21 protein-coding genes are annotated in these 18,999 nt (G+C 51.8%); all 21 read right to left on the bottom strand.

What is annotated here, in order from left to right; all coding sequences use genetic code 11:
* Positions 1-166: 166 nt before the first annotated feature.
* Positions 167-3,406, bottom strand: coding sequence for a DUF5704 domain-containing protein (locus H7C18_RS17950; RefSeq protein ID WP_238357770.1), 3,240 nt, complete (start codon positions 3,404-3,406; stop codon positions 167-169).
* A 4-nt stretch (positions 3,407-3,410) separates the two neighbouring features.
* Complete coding sequence (locus H7C18_RS17945; RefSeq protein WP_185130452.1) at positions 3,411-4,559, bottom strand: stalk domain-containing protein; 1,149 nt, start codon at positions 4,557-4,559, stop codon at positions 3,411-3,413.
* Positions 4,560-4,678: 119 nt separating this feature from the next.
* The gene (locus tag H7C18_RS17940) at positions 4,679-5,659 is read right to left on the bottom strand and encodes a hypothetical protein (protein WP_185130451.1); all 981 of its coding nucleotides are present in this window, start codon (positions 5,657-5,659) and stop codon (positions 4,679-4,681) included.
* Positions 5,646-6,194 (bottom strand): hypothetical protein, encoded by a 549-nt coding sequence (locus H7C18_RS17935; protein ID WP_185130450.1) that lies wholly within the window; start codon positions 6,192-6,194, stop codon positions 5,646-5,648. Before H7C18_RS17935 ends, H7C18_RS17940 begins: the two co-directional genes overlap by 14 nt.
* Positions 6,191-6,592 (bottom strand): hypothetical protein, encoded by a 402-nt coding sequence (locus H7C18_RS17930; RefSeq protein WP_185130449.1) that lies wholly within the window; start codon positions 6,590-6,592, stop codon positions 6,191-6,193. Before H7C18_RS17930 ends, H7C18_RS17935 begins: the two co-directional genes overlap by 4 nt.
* A 62-nt stretch (positions 6,593-6,654) precedes the next feature.
* Positions 6,655-7,134 carry an ABC transporter permease gene (locus H7C18_RS17925; RefSeq protein ID WP_185130448.1) on the bottom strand — a complete coding sequence of 160 codons (480 nt, stop codon included), beginning with the start codon at positions 7,132-7,134 and terminating at the stop codon, positions 6,655-6,657.
* Positions 7,135-7,206: 72 nt separating this feature from the next.
* A complete protein-coding gene (locus tag H7C18_RS17920) occupies positions 7,207-9,285 on the bottom strand; it encodes a hypothetical protein (protein WP_185130447.1) in 2,079 nt (692 codons plus the stop codon).
* A complete protein-coding gene (locus H7C18_RS17915; protein ID WP_185130446.1) occupies positions 9,275-11,143 on the bottom strand; it encodes a Flp pilus assembly complex ATPase component TadA in 1,869 nt (622 codons plus the stop codon). Before H7C18_RS17915 ends, H7C18_RS17920 begins: the two co-directional genes overlap by 11 nt.
* Before the next feature lie 7 nt (positions 11,144-11,150).
* Positions 11,151-11,984: a P-loop NTPase family protein gene (locus H7C18_RS17910; RefSeq protein ID WP_185130445.1), complete on the bottom strand. Its 834-nt coding sequence runs from the start codon at positions 11,982-11,984 to the stop codon at positions 11,151-11,153.
* Positions 11,974-12,699 (bottom strand): hypothetical protein, encoded by a 726-nt coding sequence (locus H7C18_RS17905; protein WP_185130444.1) that lies wholly within the window; start codon positions 12,697-12,699, stop codon positions 11,974-11,976. Before H7C18_RS17905 ends, H7C18_RS17910 begins: the two co-directional genes overlap by 11 nt.
* Positions 12,700-12,713: 14 nt before the next feature.
* A complete protein-coding gene (locus tag H7C18_RS17900; RefSeq protein WP_185130443.1) occupies positions 12,714-13,781 on the bottom strand; it encodes an SAF domain-containing protein in 1,068 nt (355 codons plus the stop codon).
* 15 nt (positions 13,782-13,796) lie between these two features.
* Positions 13,797-14,033: a hypothetical protein gene (locus H7C18_RS17895; protein WP_420481870.1), complete on the bottom strand. Its 237-nt coding sequence runs from the start codon at positions 14,031-14,033 to the stop codon at positions 13,797-13,799.
* A gap of 32 nt (positions 14,034-14,065) precedes the next feature.
* Positions 14,066-14,296: a hypothetical protein gene (locus tag H7C18_RS17890; protein ID WP_185130441.1), complete on the bottom strand. Its 231-nt coding sequence runs from the start codon at positions 14,294-14,296 to the stop codon at positions 14,066-14,068.
* Complete coding sequence (locus H7C18_RS35785) at positions 14,286-15,767, bottom strand: AAA family ATPase (RefSeq protein WP_185130440.1); 1,482 nt, start codon at positions 15,765-15,767, stop codon at positions 14,286-14,288. The genes H7C18_RS17890 and H7C18_RS35785 overlap by 11 nt, the downstream gene beginning before the upstream one ends.
* Before the next feature lie 72 nt (positions 15,768-15,839).
* Positions 15,840-16,034 carry a hypothetical protein gene (locus tag H7C18_RS17880; protein WP_185130439.1) on the bottom strand — a complete coding sequence of 65 codons (195 nt, stop codon included), beginning with the start codon at positions 16,032-16,034 and terminating at the stop codon, positions 15,840-15,842.
* A 38-nt stretch (positions 16,035-16,072) separates the two neighbouring features.
* Complete coding sequence (locus tag H7C18_RS17875) at positions 16,073-16,381, bottom strand: hypothetical protein (protein ID WP_185130438.1); 309 nt, start codon at positions 16,379-16,381, stop codon at positions 16,073-16,075.
* Complete coding sequence (locus H7C18_RS17870) at positions 16,378-17,172, bottom strand: DNA adenine methylase (RefSeq protein ID WP_185130437.1); 795 nt, start codon at positions 17,170-17,172, stop codon at positions 16,378-16,380. The genes H7C18_RS17875 and H7C18_RS17870 overlap by 4 nt, the downstream gene beginning before the upstream one ends.
* A gap of 83 nt (positions 17,173-17,255) precedes the next feature.
* Entirely contained in the window at positions 17,256-17,531 is a 276-nt protein-coding gene (locus H7C18_RS17865; protein WP_185130436.1) for a hypothetical protein, read from the bottom strand.
* A 2-nt stretch (positions 17,532-17,533) separates the two neighbouring features.
* Positions 17,534-18,493: a M23 family metallopeptidase gene (locus H7C18_RS17860; RefSeq protein WP_238357769.1), complete on the bottom strand. Its 960-nt coding sequence runs from the start codon at positions 18,491-18,493 to the stop codon at positions 17,534-17,536.
* 52 nt (positions 18,494-18,545) lie between these two features.
* Positions 18,546-18,749 (bottom strand): hypothetical protein, encoded by a 204-nt coding sequence (locus H7C18_RS17855; RefSeq protein ID WP_185130434.1) that lies wholly within the window; start codon positions 18,747-18,749, stop codon positions 18,546-18,548.
* Positions 18,750-18,772: 23 nt separating this feature from the next.
* Positions 18,773-18,988, bottom strand: coding sequence for a hypothetical protein (locus H7C18_RS17850; RefSeq protein ID WP_185130433.1), 216 nt, complete (start codon positions 18,986-18,988; stop codon positions 18,773-18,775).
* Between the last annotated feature and the right edge of the window lie 11 nt (positions 18,989-18,999).

The following is an 18,999-nucleotide window of genomic DNA, read 5'->3' as shown; positions in this document are numbered from 1 at the left end:
TCCATTCGTTTCCGTAGTCGGCCGGTGGCTGTATGGGACAGAAACAACCACCGGACGGTTGAGCGTATAACATGACATGCCTCCGAAAAGACGAGAAGGACCCCAACATGCGGAGTCCTTCTCGTTTAATGGAATTTTGATTACGTTCAAAGGCAGCGAAATTTCCTTAATGCGTTCCGCCTGTACCAAAATCATCGTAGGACGACAAATTGGCATGATAAAAGACGACGTCCCCGTCCTTCAGTTGAAACGTCACGCCGTACGGATCGGTGAAGCTGCGCTGATAACCTTCCAACTGCCACTGGTTGTCGAGCGGCCCATGGATATACTGCAGATGCGGATGGTCTAAGTCTCGATTCCGAATCGTCTCGATGTTGAAGTTGACAATGATAAAGCCGTCTCGCAGAAATACCGACGCGTTGTCATCTAGCTGATGCGTTCGCCCGTAGTCAGCTAGATTAAATCCCTTCGGCAACACATACACCGCTGCGGGAAGACTGTACTCCCCGAACCAGTGCTGAACCGAAGCGTTCGCTCGTGCTGCTTCGACGCTGGATGGCACGTTCATGCTGCCTACAAACGTCCGAAGCTGGGGCGGCAGCAACATCACATTGTAACCGCCGACGTAAGTTGGTTTCTTGGCATTTTTCAGATACTGATTGATGTAAGACTGCTTGTCTCCGGGGCTTCCATTTAACTCCCACAATGAACTGGCTGTATTGGTGATCTCCTGCTGTGGTACGTTGCGAAGCCGGGTATCCAACGTCACATTCCGTCGTTCCGCATCCTCGCTCGACCCGATCCGAACAAACTTTTCCGTGTCGGTATGATAGTACAGATCCACTTCCTGACGGTTCTTCCCATAACGATCCACAAAGTAGAAGGTCGGTGTGATGCGGATGCCGTCCCCTGAACCGAACATATTTCCCTTTGTCATCACTTCAAATTTAAACGAATAGCCCGTCTTGACCGCTACATTTTTCTTTCCCGGATCCGGATGGCTTCCCTGCCGCACTGGCAACACATATGGCGCCTTGTTACCGCGAGCCGCGCCATCAATCGCCTTCGTTCCAACCCAGTAGGCGTTTCCGGTTGGCGTTGCGCTCCCCTTTTGCGTCCGGAACACGGTCTCCCAGTTGTAATCGGAAATATCCGTGATCCTAAAATCGTACAATCGGCCGATCACTTCTACGGTAACGACTCGGGTTGCCACATGGTTGTTCAAATCCAAATTGGCATTCACTTGGCCTGTGAAATCAATCTCCGGGCTGTTCTCGGCAAATGAACGAAACTGCACATCGTAATTGCCTTCATCCACCCATACCGGGAGGTAATACGTCATGGTCGTCTGCGTAACCGGAATGGACGTCCATGTGTTTTTCGGAATAAACGTCGATTTGTCAGCGCTGTACACGTCAAAAGGGAACCGGACCTGTTTGTCCTTGATATACTTGGCATAATCCCTGTTTCCGTAGCCCTTGATGTCCCGATGCTGGCCGCTTGTCGGTACGGTAACCGTAAACGGTCGATCCAAAATGAGTGCGGACCTTCCTTCAGTCGGCTCCGTCTTTTGATTGTGTGCCCGGTCATCCGAAATGGACGCGTAATTGACGACTGGCGTATGAACGGTCACCGGATTGATGCCGTTGATCGGAAAGCTTTTTGACTCGCTCCCGCCGCCGATGCCTTCAATCAAGCCGTAGGAAATCGTCCCCGAGCTCGGCTGACTCACTTTGTTCGTTTTGGACGCATCGATCATATACCCCGATCCGTACAGCACGTTTTGCCCGATTGGGGCTGGCGTCGGAATGGCAGTCGGGGTGGAAGCCGTCTCTTCCACAACCCGATTGTCCATAATGGTGCTGCCGTTAAAGACAAGCGAATCGTTCTTGACTTTGATCTTGCCGACGGCTTTCTCCGCCTGGCTCTGCCAATCTTCAGTCGGAATGGCTGGACGGCTGGAACCTCCGGATACAGTTTGTCCGGGCAACGTCACGTCCGCATAGATCGGATCGGTCATATGCGCCGTGATCGAAGCGTCATGCGTGGCGGAAACCGAGGGTGGTGAATATCCCTTTGGCTGAAGCGTTACGGTTCCCGAAGGCAACGCATAATTGGATACCGTTGCTTGTTGAATGCCGTATACTTCCAAATTTGAAATGAGCCAATAGCTATATTTTCGTTCGACTGCGTACGTTTTCGTGACCGTTTGGCTCTCCGACCGTGGAACGGAAATCGTCGTCGGATTCCCTTCCGCATCTGGAGGACCGGCTTGCTGCTCCGTCCAGGCCAGCGTGTACGTCTTGCTTACTTTCACCGGATACGTTTTGGTTCCAACCATTTGCGTAAAGGTATTCCGGTACAAATAGGACTTGGACAAGGTATTCACGTACAGGTTTTCGGATGTGGGAATCCCTTGGAGCACGTCAAATTTTTCGGCGCCGCGTGCATCGGCCTGAATCACGGCGGATACGCCCGGATCCATCACTTCCGCTTCCCGTGAAGCACCGGGTGCCGGCGCTTCTCCTCCCGGTTGCGGCTCCGAGCCGCCTGACGAAGTTCGGTATTCGGCAACAATATCAGCACCGCTGACGAGCACGCTGATGTGTCGATCGAGCAGATGCTCTTCTCCGGATTCCTGAACAAATAGTTTCTTATCGGGATTGTTTTTGGAGATCACATATGACCGGGCGATTTCATACGATTTCCCGTTCCATTCCAGCGTTTCGGCAAACGTATGATCGATCTCTGCCCCCGCTTTATACTCGCCTTTGTGATACGTACAGGCGGAATCCTGGATGACCGTTCCCGATTCAGTTTTGCAGACGATATCTACCGGAAAATCCGGACTATCATACGTGACCGGAACCCCGAAATAATCGTCCAAGTCTTCGGGATGCGCCCACGATTGTGCATGCTTGATCGCATCCAGCGTATAATACGGTCCCCCGATTTGCTGTCCGTTTTGGATGACGACCATGATCGCGTAAAGGTAAAGCTGATCATTCTGTTTAATACCCTCGAGACCGTTGTCGGTGAGTGCCTTCGTTACCTTTGCCTCCGACACCTCGAAGAACGTTGTCACAGGCGTACCGGGTTCGGGATTAGGTGGGTATTGACTCGTTTGTTCCAACCCTTCAATTCGCGCCGAGCCTGAGCCGGTCGGGTCACAATGCTTTCCCTTTGAATCGTAAGTGCAGACAGGGGAGCTTTCTCTACGCGCTGTCCAACCGACGGTCTTGAAACGAATCCCTGATACTGCAGTGGTACTGGTGACATTGAACATAATTTTCCCGTGATCGATTTTCACATCTGGAACTTCCGCATGGGAAGGCGAAGGCGGCCAGGTCAACAAAAAAGTGCATGCCAGCAGCATGCACCAACTAACTTGTATGAATTTTCTCATTCGATTAATCTGCCTTTCTGATGATGTGGTTAAAGAAAAGACTTACGTTTGCACTGACTTTCAGTGTCTTTCCCCAATCTCCCCCGACATTCGTCCCCATTGCAATGTCCGAATATCCTTCATACCAGACTCCTTTTTCAAATGGAGTGTCGTTAGGGACCCACATATCATTGACAAGCTTCTTTTCGCCCGGAAACCAAGTGTCATAGATAAGCGTCTTGTGTTGCTTGAATTGGTCGAACTTGATTCTAAATTTCGAACGCACGTAATAATTCCCAAGCCCATCTCGATAAATCATCGACGGTTCCGGATCCAGATAGCCCTCGACGACAATTTCATTTTGCTTGACCCAATTGGCGTATTCCTGTGCGGCCTTCAGTTTGCCGGTATTGCCGTCCGACTCCAGTTCGGACAGCTGCTTCGCCCAAGAATCGTCAATTGTCCGGTAGTCAACATTGAGCCACAGCGCGCCGAACTTTTTCAGCCGATCCATCCAGATGTCGATGTTCTCTTTCTTGAACTCCGGCCAGTTCGCATACATCTCGGCCGACACAGACCGTTCGCTCGGATCGGGATGTGAAAACGGATATTTCATTTCATACATCTCATTGGGCACGTCCGCCAAAATGTAGGGATAATCGTCTGCATTTTCCGGCAAGTCGGTTGTGCGAATGAGGCGTCCCCATGGATCGACTTTCGCTTCTCCAAGATCCTTGGTTGTGATAAAGACCGTCGACGAATCTCCGTCCCATGTCACCGCTGCGCCCAGCACTTCGCTGACGAAGCGCAACGGGACGAACGTTCTTCCGCCGTTAACGATTGCTTTCGTATCAAAAGAGACGTCAACTCCGTTTACCTTGGCTTGATTTTTCCCGATTGTCAGTTCAATCTTCTGACCGTCCTTCTCGATCGGCACCGTCGCAGTTTTCGCGACCCAGCCCACTTTGGCGCCCATCGTTTCGGCCACAAAGCGAACCGGCACCAACGTCCGGCTGTTTCCGTCGACAAACGCCTGCGCATCGGGAAACCAGATTTTTTTGCCGTCCATCACCACGCTGGCAAACAAGGGAATCTTCGCCGCCGCGCTGGAGATCCCGGGCATCGCCCCGAACAAAGCAGCGAGGATAAGACCTGTGCTGAGCCATCTTTTCACGCAGCTTTCACCCCTTCATTTCTTGATTTTTTGAGAAAATCAGGAAGAATTCGACGCTTGTCTCCATCATAGTCCGTCTCTAGTTCCTCTGTCCACCCTCTTGCTAGATTCGCTGAAAGTTACGATTTCCGATCACATGGCAGCGGCATATATCCGTTTTGTGCAGCTTCCTTTTCGCTGCTAAACGTTTCTTCTGTCGGATAGGAATAACCGCAATTACTGCGGAAATACACCTTCATGCCGTCTTTTTTCGCCCCGATAATCGTCTCTTTCTTCACCACCCGGCTGCCGCCGAGTGCATAGCTGTTGTATTGCTTCGTCCCGATCGGGATGCCTTGCAGGAAAGCCAACACACCAACATCGTTAATCGTATTATTCCATTCCTCTTGGCTGATTGCCGGCAAGGTGAACGTGTAAGACTCCCCGCTCCGAGATACGAACTGGTTATACCGGTTGATCCGATATGCCAGCTCGTTTTGAATCTCATCGACAATCGTGCGCCTGCGCACCTGTTCGAACAAATCACGATTTTTTAGCAAGGCCACGGTCGATCCGGCCTGAATTTCGGATCGAAAACCATCCAGCCATCGCTGGGTGCCGGCCTCGTACACTGTTACATAATCGTCCAGCGAGAACGCAAGGCTGTTACCCTGCGAATCCACATATGCGTATGGCTTTTTGGCTCCCCATACGGGACGGATTTCTGTCTCACCCTTTGCATTGCGAAATTCGTCTTCCGCATAAACCCAAAACCCATCATATCCAATCACGAGGACTGCCGGAACAAAGCGGTTTAATACACCTTGACCGATCGGATCGTCGGCAACGCCGAAGTTCATGTATAGGACTTTGTAGAACGTCTGGATCGCTTCTTCTTTGTTCACGCGAACCCGCTTTTCGGAATCGTAGCTCGCCTCGTGCTGTTGATCCGCGTTGATCAGCAACGCCCTCGCCGCATCATCCACTGCGGTGTCGAGCGCAGCGTTATATCGCAGTTCCGTCACCATTGTCTTCCGCTGGGCATCCGTATCCAACCGGTTGATCACCGCGAAAGGCAAGAAAATCAGCACGCCGACGATGGCCCAGTTAATTATCTTCATTCCGGACGACACCTCCGTACGGAATGAAGATTTTTTCGCTGGGGCTGTTTGCGTTGTTGAGAAAATCGTGCAAAATGGTGCCGCTGGTTCGATTGGTGTTTTTTACGGTGACGGAAAAGGTATCGCCTACATGCAAGTGGTATCGTCGTGACGGATCGTCCGTCCCCGCCGAACTGTTCGGAAACAATACCGGCAGGATTTGCGCATTGTAATAGGAATCGTAATGGACGGCAAAAGTGCCTTTAAACGTATTCGAGCTCGACGGATCGTCATAAACCGGATCGTATGTTTTCTGCCCATGTTCCATTTGGACATCGAATGTGTTCCCGGTCGCCTCGATTGCTTGCAAAAAGTCGTTGTACATCGTGGGTGTGATATAACCCTTATCCCTTACGGCATCCACAAACGACGTCGTGGCCCGCAGGACCACCAGCTCGGAAATATCGTCCTGCCGGTCGAACGCATCGGAGATCGGGAAGATATACAATAGTAGAATCGCGATCAAGACGGCGAAAATTTTCAGCAGACTGTTCATGTCCCGCCTCCCTCAAAGGTAAAGCGAACGCGAACTACTTGCCCCTCAGCATCTCGCTCCATGACGGAAAGATAGCGGCCGGACAGGATCAGTCCATTTGCATTCAGTTGCTCCCTTTCCAAGGTAGATGAATAGACCTGCCCATTCACCTCGACTTCCATGCCCGTTTCCGGTATCTGTGCCAGCGTCTGCAACACTTCCGCCCCGGATACCGTACCGTCCCCGGCGATTGGCTTAAGCGTGGAAACGATGCTTCGATCCTGGGCTTCTCCAAACACATAAGCCGTTTGCAAGGATGCGGCTCCGAATTGAAACAGTTGGAGCCCGATTGCTGCTGCTGTCAGAAAAATCAGTACGGCCACGCTCATGTCGATCATCGTTCGAACCGGTTGATCCACCGCACTCCCCCCATCTCCTCAGTCGGGCAATCGTCCCTTAACTGGAGCGGTTGCCCATAGCTTTACTGCTGCTGGAACGTAATTCCCCGGATCACGTTGCTGCGGTCTTTGATCAGTTGCGCCCGAAATTTGCCGCTCGGATTGACATAGTTGATATTTGCCTCATCCAGCACTTGTGAAAGTATACCGGGCGCCACACCTACCACTGACCCATAATCGAGGCTCTCCGCCGGCACGCTGATGTTGATCACTTTCCCATACCATTGCCCGACCGGATTTTTCCCGGTTTTGATTTGAATGCCGAATTGATCCTGGTCCGTAAATTTGCGCAGCGCATTGACCACCTGGCTGCCCGACAAAGTCGTGTTGTCGTAGACCGTGAAAGCTGTTTGCGACAATTCGGTCTGAAGATTGCTAAAATTGCTTTGCGCCGCTTTGGTCGAATCTTCGGCAGACACGAATAAAACCACCGCCAGCGTGATCAAGGCAATGGCAAGAAAAATGCCTGCTGCCATGACGAGTGCTTTTTGGGCATTAGACATGGTTGACTTCTCTCCTTTTCAAATAGTGAAGACGCCAATAAGCCCTTGCAAAGAAGGGCATCGTCGAAGCCATTACTGAATTCGTTGGATTTGTTCGTAGTAGACAGACATCTGCGACAGGCTGACATAGACAAGTGGAACGACCAAATAGCCGAAAATGAGCGCCATCATTGGAGCAAAGCCGATCATCCGCCCCCAACCCGCTTTGGTATCGATGAGCCGCTCATAATCCTGCTTCCGTTGTTCCTGTGCAAAAGCGTATTCGGACTCCACGTCATCAAACGCCTGCCGAATCGGGATTCGCTCCACAGCCAGCTGCAGCTTTTCCACCAGCTGTACAAAGGGCGGAAACGGCGCATCTTCCTTCAATTGCTCCAGCGCCTGCTCCGCCCCTTGGTCATAATGCAGCAGGCAGGCTTGAATCGGTTCCTTGAACACGTACGCAAACCGTTCCATCCACTCGAGCAGATGTTCGACCGACATGCGATCCATTTCCGACAGCATGCCGATGACCGACAGAAGCTGATCCACTTCGTGCTTCCGCTCCATCTGCCGCATTTGGCGTTGAAACACCAGTACCCCCAATGGGGCAAAGTAGCCGCCCCAGCCTGCGAGCAACGCAAGCATCACCTCCCACCAGCGAAGATAATTGCTATGAAGTGCATTCATTTTCGCCAAAATGCGCTGTGCGGCCGAGCGAAGCTTCACTTCATCCTTAGCGATTTCGGGATTTTTGTGAAGCTCGTTCAAGATGGCTTCCGATCGTAGCGGAGGCCTTTCTTTCTGCACATTTCGTATGACTGCCCGGTCCATCGCAGCCTCCGCTTTGCCTTTGGCCTCCTCCTCGGGAGATAACCGGCCGAACATTGTGTCCGGTTTGACTGGTGCATAAAGAGCCTGATGCCTCTCTACCGCATGCAAAGTCACACATAGCCCCATTACCATAACGAATGCGAGCAAACTGAACGTCAATCGCTGCAGGACAAACCATTCCCATCTCAGCGGGGAACCGGTTTCTTTCAATAGCCTTTTTTGCCTTACTGCTTCCCGGCTGTTCGAATCTGGCATGACCCGATGCACAAGAAGACGGATCCATGGAAAGCATTCATATACGCGTTGTTCCCTGGGCTTTCGACGGCTTAATCGAGGCTGACCATCCAACTCCCGCATGTGACGAAGCAGCACATAGGCCCCAAAAATGACGAACATAATGACCATTTTCATGATCCAACCGAACTTGCCGGCATAGAAGTCGTCCATGGCGGGGAAATAACGACGTGCCCAGCTTTCGATCGGCCACGTGAACAAAAGGGGCACGAGTGCAATAGCCGTCAATCCCTGCAACAAATAGCTGAGCTTTTCCCGCCGCAATAGCTCCAAATTCAGTTCCGTGATTAGTTTCGTCAGCGCCTGCAAATAAAGCGAACCGGCTTGAAGCTTCTTGTCCCCGTATTCCATGACCAGGTGGGAAACTCCGGCCAAACCTTTTAGAAACCGATTGGGCGCAGACTCATAGTACGCCTCCAGTTTCTCTTCCGGACGGCTGTCGGTCAGAATGGCATGGATCTCTTGACCGTGCAGCGCCATTTCGTATGGAGCGGTGTCGGTCGCCTCATAAATCGCTTCGTCGACCATGTCGTGCCGGTGATAGTGATGCCGGATGTCGGCCATAAAATGCCGAAGCTGGCGAAACAACCGATTCTCCAGCCGCTTCACAAAAACATCCGCCACCATCCCGTGCAGCACCCAAATCCCGATAAACATCATCAGCACGGTGAGCGGATCGTGAACCCACAACCCGATAGGCACCGCGATGACCACGAGCGCCCCCCATGCAACAAGCGCGATGCGGATCGTCTCCAGTCGCAGCTTCCATTCGTCATACGGCTGCAAGGCGGTCAGTCGTTTGCGGATAACGACCAAATAAGCTCGCAAAAGCGGCACGCGTTCACAGAGAACGTAAGTCCGCTGCAGCCAGTTTGTCTGGCGGGACTTTCGCGTCGGCTTGCCGGGAAGCCGCAGTGCTTCGTATTCTTTGGTCGAACCGGCGCCGGTATTGAGACGGGACAGCCATTGGAAACCGACAAATGCCGCAAGGAAGAGGACAATGGACAGCCCGAGTACGAGCGATAACAGCGATTTAATATCCACCCGTATCCCTCCAATGGGCGGTAAGAAAAGCCGAGAACGCGCTTCGCTCCGACCCAGTCATCTGCTCCTCCATCTCTCTTCTGTTTCGCTCGGAGATCGGATGAACGGCCACATACCTGCCATCCCGAAATTCCACGATATTTCTTTCTGCATAAAGCGTTCGATCCGTAGAGCGACGAAAATATTCCGTCGCCGTCTCCATAAAAGCCGCCATCTTATCATCCAGCGTGTCGGCATCCCGATAGGAAACAGGGTAAGCCATCTCCTGTTCGAGCGGTACGCATTCGGTGATGCGTTCAATGTACCGGTGCCCATCCACATCCCGCTTCAAATGAATGTCGAAGTTGAGGACGCTGACGACCTGCTGCTCCGCCACGTGTTCATTCGTGAACACGCCCGTTTTCAAGAGCGAATTCCGCAGCGACAACACGAGATCGCGGAACGTCTTGGCATGGTGGGTGAACAAGGTAAACAGCGAAGCCACCTGCGCCATTTGAATCATCCAGGCCGCCACCGGATCGGTCGCTACTTCGCCCAAAATGTTGACGGTACCGTCGGTCTTTTTCTGAATGTCCAGCCCGTCCTGCCCGGAGATCGTCTCCGTCTCCCGGAAACTCAAGATGTTGCGGTCCTTGTAGATTTTTCGCAAATGCAGTTCAAAGCTCATTTCCTGGACCCGGATCGGAAATATGGCGGGAATGTAACGGACCATGGCCATAAGAAGCGTCGTTTTCCCGCTTCCTTGGGCACCGGTGATGGAAGTGATCCTTGCGCCTTTAACAAGGTAAGCGATCAGCCCGATCGGCAGCTCCGCATTCGGATCCCGTATCAATTGCTCCAATGTGGCACTTTGCACATCGAATTTGCGTACAAAAAAAGCCCAGGATTCACTGAACCGGGGCCGTAGAACGACAACGCGGGAACCGTCCGCCATTTCATTTACTTTATATCCGGTAGCCTCCGACAATTGGCCGGGCAAATTGTGTTTATAAATGTTCTGACAGACACGCCTTAACTCTTGCTCTGAGCCAAACGACAAAAACGGAAGATGAATCGATTTACCTTTATAAAAAATCCAGACGCTGTCATGCGATTTCGGCACTTCCTGCAGTAGCCCATTCGCATCCAGCTCCCACTCGCCTTCCCAAACGGACGGAGGCAGACCGGAAACACCGCCTGAGACGCCGTCGATTCGCATATCCCGGATCTCGTCAACCACGCTGAAGCCTTTGTACTGCTGGTAAATCCGCTGAGCAACGATTTGGATTTTGTCGTCCAACGTGAGCCGCCGCGCTTCTTTTTTGTAAATCTCGTGAATTTCCTCTACCGTAATCCGGTACGACTCCGTTTTTCCGTCCTCGATGCCGAGCTTCGGTCGGTCTAAATCGAATTTGCGAATCAACTCGCTCAGCGCATCGTACCGATAACGCTTCTTGTACAGAAAGAGCAATATTTCGAATTGATCCTGCGGCGTAAGCTCGTACGGATCATCGAACGGAATGACCCGGTTGATGTTCGACTCGCCCAATCCATACTGTCGGATCAAAAGATCGGCCAGCACTTGCGTGATATACGCTTTGTCCCTCAAGTCGCCGGATGTGCAGCCGCGTAACGCCTTTTTCAGTTCCAGCCGTTTGCTTTTGCGCCGCCGAAATTCCTCTTCCGACAGACCCAAGTCGTACAAATTGCTGCTGGTTCGTTCGTGCAACGCTTGTTTGACAAAGGCGGTCATCGCGTCCACGGTGTAAACTCGTTCCTCCGACGGTTTGTCGATCTCGCGACCGCTCATCCGAAAGTAGAGGAGCGCCGCCACAAGCAAGAGCAACACGAGGCTGAGTATGAGATTGATCAACGTCATCCGCCCGTTACCCCTCCCTTCCGCCGAAAAACAGTTTGTTCAGTCCGACTTGCATCATCACGGCTTGGGCCAGTTTGCGCAGCTCCTGCATGAAAAAATGGTTCTCATGATCGCGCGGCGCTTGTCGGTTTCGGAACAGAAAATCGAGCGCCTGGCCCTCCTGCATGGCATCCATCCACCCGGCGTTGTGAGGGACGGTGTAAATCGGTTCGTGTAACTGAAAAAGCCGTGCTATGTTTTTGGCCGTGAGATGGCTAAAGCGATCGTATTGCCCAAGTACGAGCAGCCGTTTGGCAGCCGGCAAGTGACTGATCTGCTCGCGGAAAAAGCGTTCCTGCACCCGTCCGTTCTGGTTCAAACTCACCACCACGAGCTCGGCTTGCTGCAACAACCGCTGCGTCCACTCCGATCGAAGCCCGCTCCCGCCGTCGATCAGAATCAAGTCGTAGTACCACTCTGCGGTTTCCAGAATCGTCTGCAGCGAATCCTTCATCGCCGCAAAAAACGCTTTATCCGGTTTGTCCGATCCGGGCAACAAATCGAGCCGGTCTTGTAGCAGCGGGAACGTGTAATTTCGGATCATGTCTCGGTGTAGCTTTCGGTGGCTGGCCAATCGCTCCACCGCATCGATGCCGTACTCAGCAGCAAAGAAAAGTTCTCCCTCATCGGGTCTTCGCTGCAAGAAGGCTTGTTCCAACGCGGCCCGACGGCTTTGCACATGGCCGAAGAGGAGTGTGCAAGCGGAGTACTCCAGCCCTATCAAACCGGCAAACGCGGTCAGGTTGGACGTATTGCCGGTTTGACCGGGGACCGGGCTCCAAAACACAACTTTATGTCCCACGCCGCTCCCTCCTTGTGCGTTTCAAAGCCGATTGAGCGGTACGACGATCCAGTCCGGAAACCAGTTGGAACAACTCCTGTACTGTCCGTTGATAGGAACCCGACAACCGCTTCGCAACAATTCTTTCATGATGCTGATTGTCCAACATAGCCGAGACGTTCCCTTCATCCAGTGGCAGACGAAGCGCCGGCTCCTGCCAGCGAATGCCTGGAGAAGTCTGAAGCGATTCGAAGTACGCTTCCGACATGGTCGTAGGGACGACGGAGAGGGTCAGCTTGGAAAATGGCAGCGGCTGTTCGGCAAATTCCGCCAGGCACAGCCGCTGCATGAGTTCCGCATTTTTTTGCAAGACCAGCTTGTCCAAACTCTGGCACCAGATTCGGGCGGTCATGTCCGGTAACTCGTATCCCTTGATAAAGTTGGTATGGTCGGTATCGATCAGCATGAGATCGTATTCCGGGAATATCCCCTCCACATGCTGAAAGTATTGTTCCAGTTGGGCACGGTTGATAAAGCCCGCGGCAACATCCAAGCCTTCGAATTCGGTCACGAACGCAGCCGGTTTGGTATTTAAGGAAGGAATATAACCCCGTACCGTTTGAGCAATCGTCGAGTCGACAAGGAGCACCTTTAGTCCTGCCTTGACCAATACCTTTCCGAGTACAAGCAAAAGATGACTTTTCTCCGCCGCACCCAAGAACGCAATCTGTTTCATGTCGGCCTCCTTGATTATTTGCCGGATTGATCGAAAACGTCCTGCAGCCGGTCGTTCGCCGTCTGGCTGTCCGTCACTGATGCTGAAGAAGTCGGGCTTTCGGCTACAGGAGGAGTTGTCGGATCGCCGGAAGAAGCCGGTGTTTGAGCCTGCGCTTCCGACGGCTCTGAGCCGTTACCGGCAGCCGCTTGCGATCCGAGGTCTTGCCGAAACTGATTGTTATGCTCGGTTGTGACTCGCTCATTTTGCAGTTGCTGCTGTAACGCGACATTGCCGCCGGTTACCTTTATTTTGTCCGCCTCGCTCTTCGCCGTAAGGTGTTGATCCAACGTGATGCGAAGCTGCCGGGCCAGTTCGGTTTTGGCCTTTTCCAAAATGTTCGGATCCCGTGCCATTAGATCCAGCACCTTGGGATTGGCCGGATAATTGGCAATGGCAGCTTGTTGCATCCCCGGCTCGACATAGGGGAGCGCATACAGCTTGGCTCCTTGCAAGTACGCATCGATGATGGCGCTGGAAGCATTCAAGATTTCCGATTCGTTCATCTCGTACCAAACCACCGTGCCGGCTACATTCTGCACTTTCTTTTTGCTCAGGACAATAAAATCCTCGCCGGTCGGAAAGTTGATCCGTACATCTACATACTGTCCTTTTTGCAAGTGCGTGGGCAGTTGGATCACGTTGAACTCCTGCACCCGCAGGTCGTCGGTCAAGAGCTTGTCCTCTGCCAGCATGGAGGCAGAAAGCGGCAGGTTTTGGGGTAAATCGATTTTGACCATTTTACCGATCGCCTCCTTTGGCTCTCGAAGCGTCTGGCTGGAGATTTGATCGGAAGGAAAAGCAGCAATCTTTACATCCCCAGCCTGCAACGTGGTTCCAGACTGCACGTCTCGTGCCAGGACCAAAACATCGGTCTTGGCCTGCTCCATCGTTTGAATGGTACGGGATGATTCCTCAATCTGATCGCGAAGCTGCTCTTTTTGCTGCGTTTGCCGGTGCATATAATAAATCAAAGCTAGCAAGAGCAGAATGAAACCAACGCCGACTGCCGTCAATACCATCCACTTACGATAACGGTACATTCAAAGCCTCCTCCCTTACGATCTGTCGTGAAACCAATAGGCGCGCGTATAAAGATCAATGCCTTCCCGTGTAGGAATGCCGATTGTTGTCTGACCGCTTCCTTTCCAACCTTTTTGGTTTGCCGTCTCCATGGCCAGGCGATTTGCTTTTCCTTTGTAAATCTCTTGTCTGGAACCTTCTATGAGGACATACAAGCCGCCTTGTCCATTGACGGGATAATGAACACCCGTTTCTTTAACTCTCAAGTACACCACTCCTCCCGTTCAGACATCTGCTCACGTTTCTACAGCCTTTCGTGAAACCAGTAGGATCGGGTATAGAGATCAATGCCTTTCTTGGAAGGAACGCCGACCGTTGATCTCCCCTTTCCGTTCCAACCTCTTTCGTTTGCCGTTTCGATGGCCAAGCGATCTGCCGATCCGTAGAAAATTTCCTGACCGGTTCCTTCAATCTGCACGTACAAACCGCCTTGCGCATTGACGCGTTGATGTACACCCACTTCCTTAACTCTCATACATGGATTCTCCCTTGGCCTTGAATTTTGACCATAACCGCATGAGCCGTGTTCCCTTCTCATTCGCTCTCAACTCACGCCCCATCCATTGATCCATTAGCCGCCCGATCTGCAAGCGGTAGGGACTTACCGGGGAATCCGCAATCCATTCGCCGCGGCGGACAGCGCTTCGAATGGTCAGGTCCTCCGGCAGTTCCAATGCAGTCGGCCACGGAAGCCGCTCTTTCCAAGCCTCCTTCGTGGCAGGCTCTGTCAGCCGATTCCAAACCAATTGGATGTCGGGAGTCGGCTGCAAACGAGACAAAGCCGGCCGCATTCGTTCCAGATTGATTAAGCTGGCCGGGTCGCCGGAAGTCATGGCAAAGAGTAAATCAGTCTGTTCCAATATCAATCGAGTCCAATTGTCGATGTACTGCGGTGTGTCGATCAGAACAACGTCCATCTCCTCTTTCAGAAAGCGGAGGATTGCCAGAAGTTGTTCCGACCGAAGGGTTAGGGCTCCTGGCTCTGGCGGCGACGCCACAATAAAAAAACCTTCCTTCACAGGAAGAAGGCAGGTCCGACTTGCTTCGGGATCGTCGAATCGGTGAGCCAGATCCACAACCGTTTTGTGCGGTGTGATGTTCATCCAAGCCGCCACATTGCCGAGAATGAAATCCGTATCCAGCACACAAACCTTTTGCCCTTCTTGTGATAATCGGGCAGCCAGATGAAGAAGGAACGTCGTTTTCCCGATGCCTCCCTTTGCAGCATAGACGGCAACCGTTGGCGGAAGAAAAATACGTTGACGCTGCGTTAGCGAGGATGAGAGAGACTGTCTTCGTTCAACAAGTTCAAATTTCAGTTGTGGTTCCGAGTTTTCAATTTGAACCGTTTCAGATACTGAGCCGGTTGTTGGCAGCATCACATTTTCATTTAGGGCTTGAACGGGACCTCGGTTGACCTTTCTTTGTGAAAGCGTGGGCCTATCCGCAATCGGTGTCGTGTCAACCACATGAAAATCTTGCTCTTTTTCTGAAGGAGGCCTTCTATCCTTGATTTCTCCACCTGAATCGGACGCATCATCATCTTTGGGAAGCTGAATCGACATGCCATCATAGAGCGCGGCATCCCCTTGCAGCGCGGAAGTTCGCCCCCCGACTGCTCCCAGCAAACGTTCGAATAAGCCATCAGTTGGTTCGCCAGAATGGATGGTTCCATCAATCTGAAGGTTATATGGCCACGACGCTTCTGCCACATCGTCAATAAGCAATAACACCGGCGTTCCTTGACCTTCGAACATCCGGATAAAATCCTTCCACCTACTTACCGATGAATCAACCACGATCACGGAAGCTTCCGGAGATATCCGAAATGGATCATGAACATATTGAACCGTGTAACCCGATTGACGCAGGCGATCGATCCATGATTTGCGCTCGCGTTGATTGGGGCGAAATAAAGCAACAACCAACCTCCTTTCCCCTTTCACGTTATACACCTCCTGTGAATAAAATTTGTGGACAAATGTGGATAACCTACGTATATTGTCCAGATAGAATTGCTACCCCTTTGAGCGAGGGGGATTCACCTTTTGGCCTTGATAAAATACATCAAGTTTCAAGCGTTCCGCCAAATAAAAAGCAAAATCTTCTGCATCCTTGTAGGTGTTTCGGCTATCCATATCCTGCACCTTACCATTCTCCACGAACTGAACAACAAATTGGTTTCCTTTCGCCTCGATTCGTATTTGATTCACGAAATACCCACCTCTTTGTGCCTTCAGGGCTTTTAACGTTAAACGCGGAAGAGAATATCCCGAGCCGTATCGGTATCGATGACACATACATACCGAGCATAATCGTAGCCCTCGGGAGCCACGGCCAATACACGATGCCGGTCCGTAAAAATCAGCAACGGTTCTTGGTTATGTTCCCGAATCCAGTCATCGTGTGATAATTGCGCAATGTCATCGAGTTGTTGTTCAGATACGATAAACACCGGAACATCCAGAAAAGTCCGGAACCCGTTTCCAGATTGCGATTGATATTCCGGAAAACCTACATGCTTGCGATAACGACGATAGACGCGAACGTTCACTCTCATGACGTTTCGTTCCCTTCTGGATTCAGTGGGTAGTTGGCGATTAGGAGCTCCTTGGTCTGTCTCCGGCCTTCCTGCTGTTTGGATATCGAATATCGCGTCTCCACATTGACCATGTAATAGGGGGCATACCATTTCCGAATTTGCGGATGGTCGTTAATGCTGAGCAAAAACTTGCCACGGATCGCACCGAGTCTATCGCGTAGCCGGCGATGGTCGGATTCATCAAACTTGTACAAATAGCCGGATAGTTCAAGATAAGGCGGATCGCAATAAAAAAAGGTGTCCGGCGAATCGTATCGCGAGAGCACCTCTTCAAAAGAACGATTTTCAATGTAGACGCCAATCAGCCGCTCGTGAGCGAGCTTGAACTTGTCTTTGACTTTGGACATATCGAAAGCCGGCTTGCTCCGTGTATAGCCCCAATCGTCGGAATCATTGTACTTGCCGCCAAAGTGCGAATAGACACGGTAATAAAAGTCATAGGCCCTCGTAACCGGATCCCGCTCCTGATCGCGCCGGTTCATCACCCGCAAAAATTCGTCTCGTGCATAAAGCGCCCATTCGAAACGCTTCGCGAGTGCTTCCCAATCCTCCTGTATGACCCGAAAGAAATTGACCAGCTCTGCGTTAATATCCGAATATACTTCCACTTTGGATCGCTCTTTGCCGAACAACACCCACCCGCCGCCGCCGAACACCTCCGCATAAACCGAATGTGCAGGAAACCTTCGAATGATTTCCTCACGAAGGCGATATTTTCCGCCTTGCCAACGAATCGGACTTCTCTGCATGGAATGCCCTCCCGATGTATGGTCGCATAAAAAAACAGGTGGCTCTTATTAGCCCCTGCAGCACGAGTTAGCTCCGTTCGAATTTAATGCTCTCTAGGAAGCAAGGCCGTTGCAACCCAGCGATCACCGTAATCATCAAAAATGACCCATACTTTTTCCGGCAAAAATAAATGAAGCATGCCGAGAATATGGCCATCGCCATTGCCGATATAAACCGAGTTTCCTTTCGGATCAAACACCAGAAAGGCGGATCTCGGACGCAGTTCCTCCGCTTTGCGAAACAAGCGATTGACTTCATCCGGAGAGAGCCCCAGATTTTTTACGCCGTTTGTCATCACGATTTCGATCGCCTTATCCACGTCTACCCCGCTCCTTCTTTAAAATAATCCATTGGGTTAACCGCTTGGCCATTTAAACGGATTTCAAAATGCAAATGAGGCCCAGTCGACTTCCCGGTACTTCCCGTCCAACCGATCACCTCGCCACGCTGTACCTGCTGCCCTGTTTTGACGCCAATATCCGATAAGTGACCATACAAACTTATAAAACCGCCTGCATGCTGCAGCAAGATGTGATTCCCATACCCCATATTTCCCCGAATCGTTTGCACGACCGTTCCGTTTTGCGTTGCCAGTACAGGTGTACCGAGTGGTGCCGGAATGTCTACGCCAGCATGGAACTCGATCGGTGCTCCCGTGACTGGATCCACCCGATTCCCAAAAGGGCTCGAGATGTTTGTATAGCCAATTAGCGGCCACAGCCACTCGCCTGATGCGTGAACGTGCAGCATCGAGGTATACGCGGACTCTTGGCGATGTACGACTTCGACGTCCTCTTCATTTAAAAACCAGGCACGTAATGTTTCATCTGCATCCAACGAAGAGACTTGCAAATAATGAGCCAGCGAAAAGATGGCATCGTACGGATTGTCTGGATCGATTTTTCCGTCACCGTCTCCATCGATGCGGTATGCCTCCCAAAGCGGCCTCGGAAAGCCTAACGGGCCAATCGTGTCGAACCGCTTTGGCTGATCTGCCCCAAAGTCATTGGTCACTTTGTGGATCGCGGCCAAGCGAGCCCAGGACGCTTTCTCGTTTTCCGCCCGGATATAAATCGGCAGCAGCGGCGCCGGGACATCAAAGGTCTCCTCGTCTGGAACCGGGATCCCTTCCATCCCGGACGTGTCGGATGCGCCGATCAGAGCGCCAAGCACAGCAAATGCCAACATGAATCCGAGTAAAACGATGGCGATGCCGGTTACACTCACGCTGCCGACAACCCACCAGATCGCCCGTTTTTTGATCAGCCTGTTCGCATCCATACGGATCATTCCTCTGCTTTCATCAGGACAAGCGAATTTTCTGCTTCGCTAGTCAGCTTCTCTCGTATTCCCGGATCATGATCGAGTCCTCGAGCACATAACCGTTAAAGGCAATCTCCAGCGCCTTCTCCCTGTGCATCCCTTTCTTCACCAGGTCTTTAACCACAAAGCGCAACAGGGCATCCCGCTTCACAAATCGTTCCATTCTCGAAGCATTGAATTCGGCAAAGGGTTTGGTTTCGTCGTCTTCAAACATACACATTCGCTCTCCTTTCGGGTTCAGGATAAAACGCGATCCGGCACGTAGATGCCGGTGGTGTTCCAAGACCGCTCCGCCGGCTTTTTCACCCAAACATGTCCTGAGGAGACGACGAGCAATTCCAAAGTCTTTCCTTCCGAATTGCCACGAAGCAAATGGCCATGCGAATGCTTTTCCTGGTAGACAACTGCATGTAAATGAAGCTCATGCTGGATCCAGGCCACTAACCGGTCCAATCCACATTCCC

Origin of the sequence: Cohnella zeiphila, assembly GCF_014212055.1 — a bacterium.
GTDB classification, from domain to species: domain Bacteria; phylum Bacillota; class Bacilli; order Paenibacillales; family Paenibacillaceae; genus Cohnella; species Cohnella zeiphila.
Note: the sequence above shows the minus strand (reverse complement) of the source record. Positions and strands in the feature narration are given on the sequence as shown.

Coding starts and splice junctions, on each gene's coding strand:
- H7C18_RS17890 (WP_185130441.1), bottom strand. CDS start 14,296: ATGAGAGTTAAGGAAGTGGGTGTACATCAACGCGTCAATGCGCAAGGC.
- H7C18_RS17925 (WP_185130448.1), bottom strand. CDS start 7,134: ATGTCTAATGCCCAAAAAGCACTCGTCATGGCAGCAGGCATTTTTCTT.
- H7C18_RS17875 (WP_185130438.1), bottom strand. CDS start 16,381: ATGAGAGTGAACGTTCGCGTCTATCGTCGTTATCGCAAGCATGTAGGT.
- H7C18_RS17870 (WP_185130437.1), bottom strand. CDS start 17,172: ATGCAGAGAAGTCCGATTCGTTGGCAAGGCGGAAAATATCGCCTTCGT.
- H7C18_RS17940 (WP_185130451.1), bottom strand. CDS start 5,659: ATGAAGATAATTAACTGGGCCATCGTCGGCGTGCTGATTTTCTTGCCT.
- H7C18_RS17855 (WP_185130434.1), bottom strand. CDS start 18,749: ATGTTTGAAGACGACGAAACCAAACCCTTTGCCGAATTCAATGCTTCG.
- H7C18_RS17935 (WP_185130450.1), bottom strand. CDS start 6,194: ATGAACAGTCTGCTGAAAATTTTCGCCGTCTTGATCGCGATTCTACTA.
- H7C18_RS17915 (WP_185130446.1), bottom strand. CDS start 11,143: ATGACGTTGATCAATCTCATACTCAGCCTCGTGTTGCTCTTGCTTGTG.
- H7C18_RS17905 (WP_185130444.1), bottom strand. CDS start 12,699: ATGAAACAGATTGCGTTCTTGGGTGCGGCGGAGAAAAGTCATCTTTTG.
- H7C18_RS17860 (WP_238357769.1), bottom strand. CDS start 18,493: ATGGATGCGAACAGGCTGATCAAAAAACGGGCGATCTGGTGGGTTGTC.
- H7C18_RS17950 (WP_238357770.1), bottom strand. CDS start 3,406: ATGAGAAAATTCATACAAGTTAGTTGGTGCATGCTGCTGGCATGCACT.
- H7C18_RS17900 (WP_185130443.1), bottom strand. CDS start 13,781: ATGTACCGTTATCGTAAGTGGATGGTATTGACGGCAGTCGGCGTTGGT.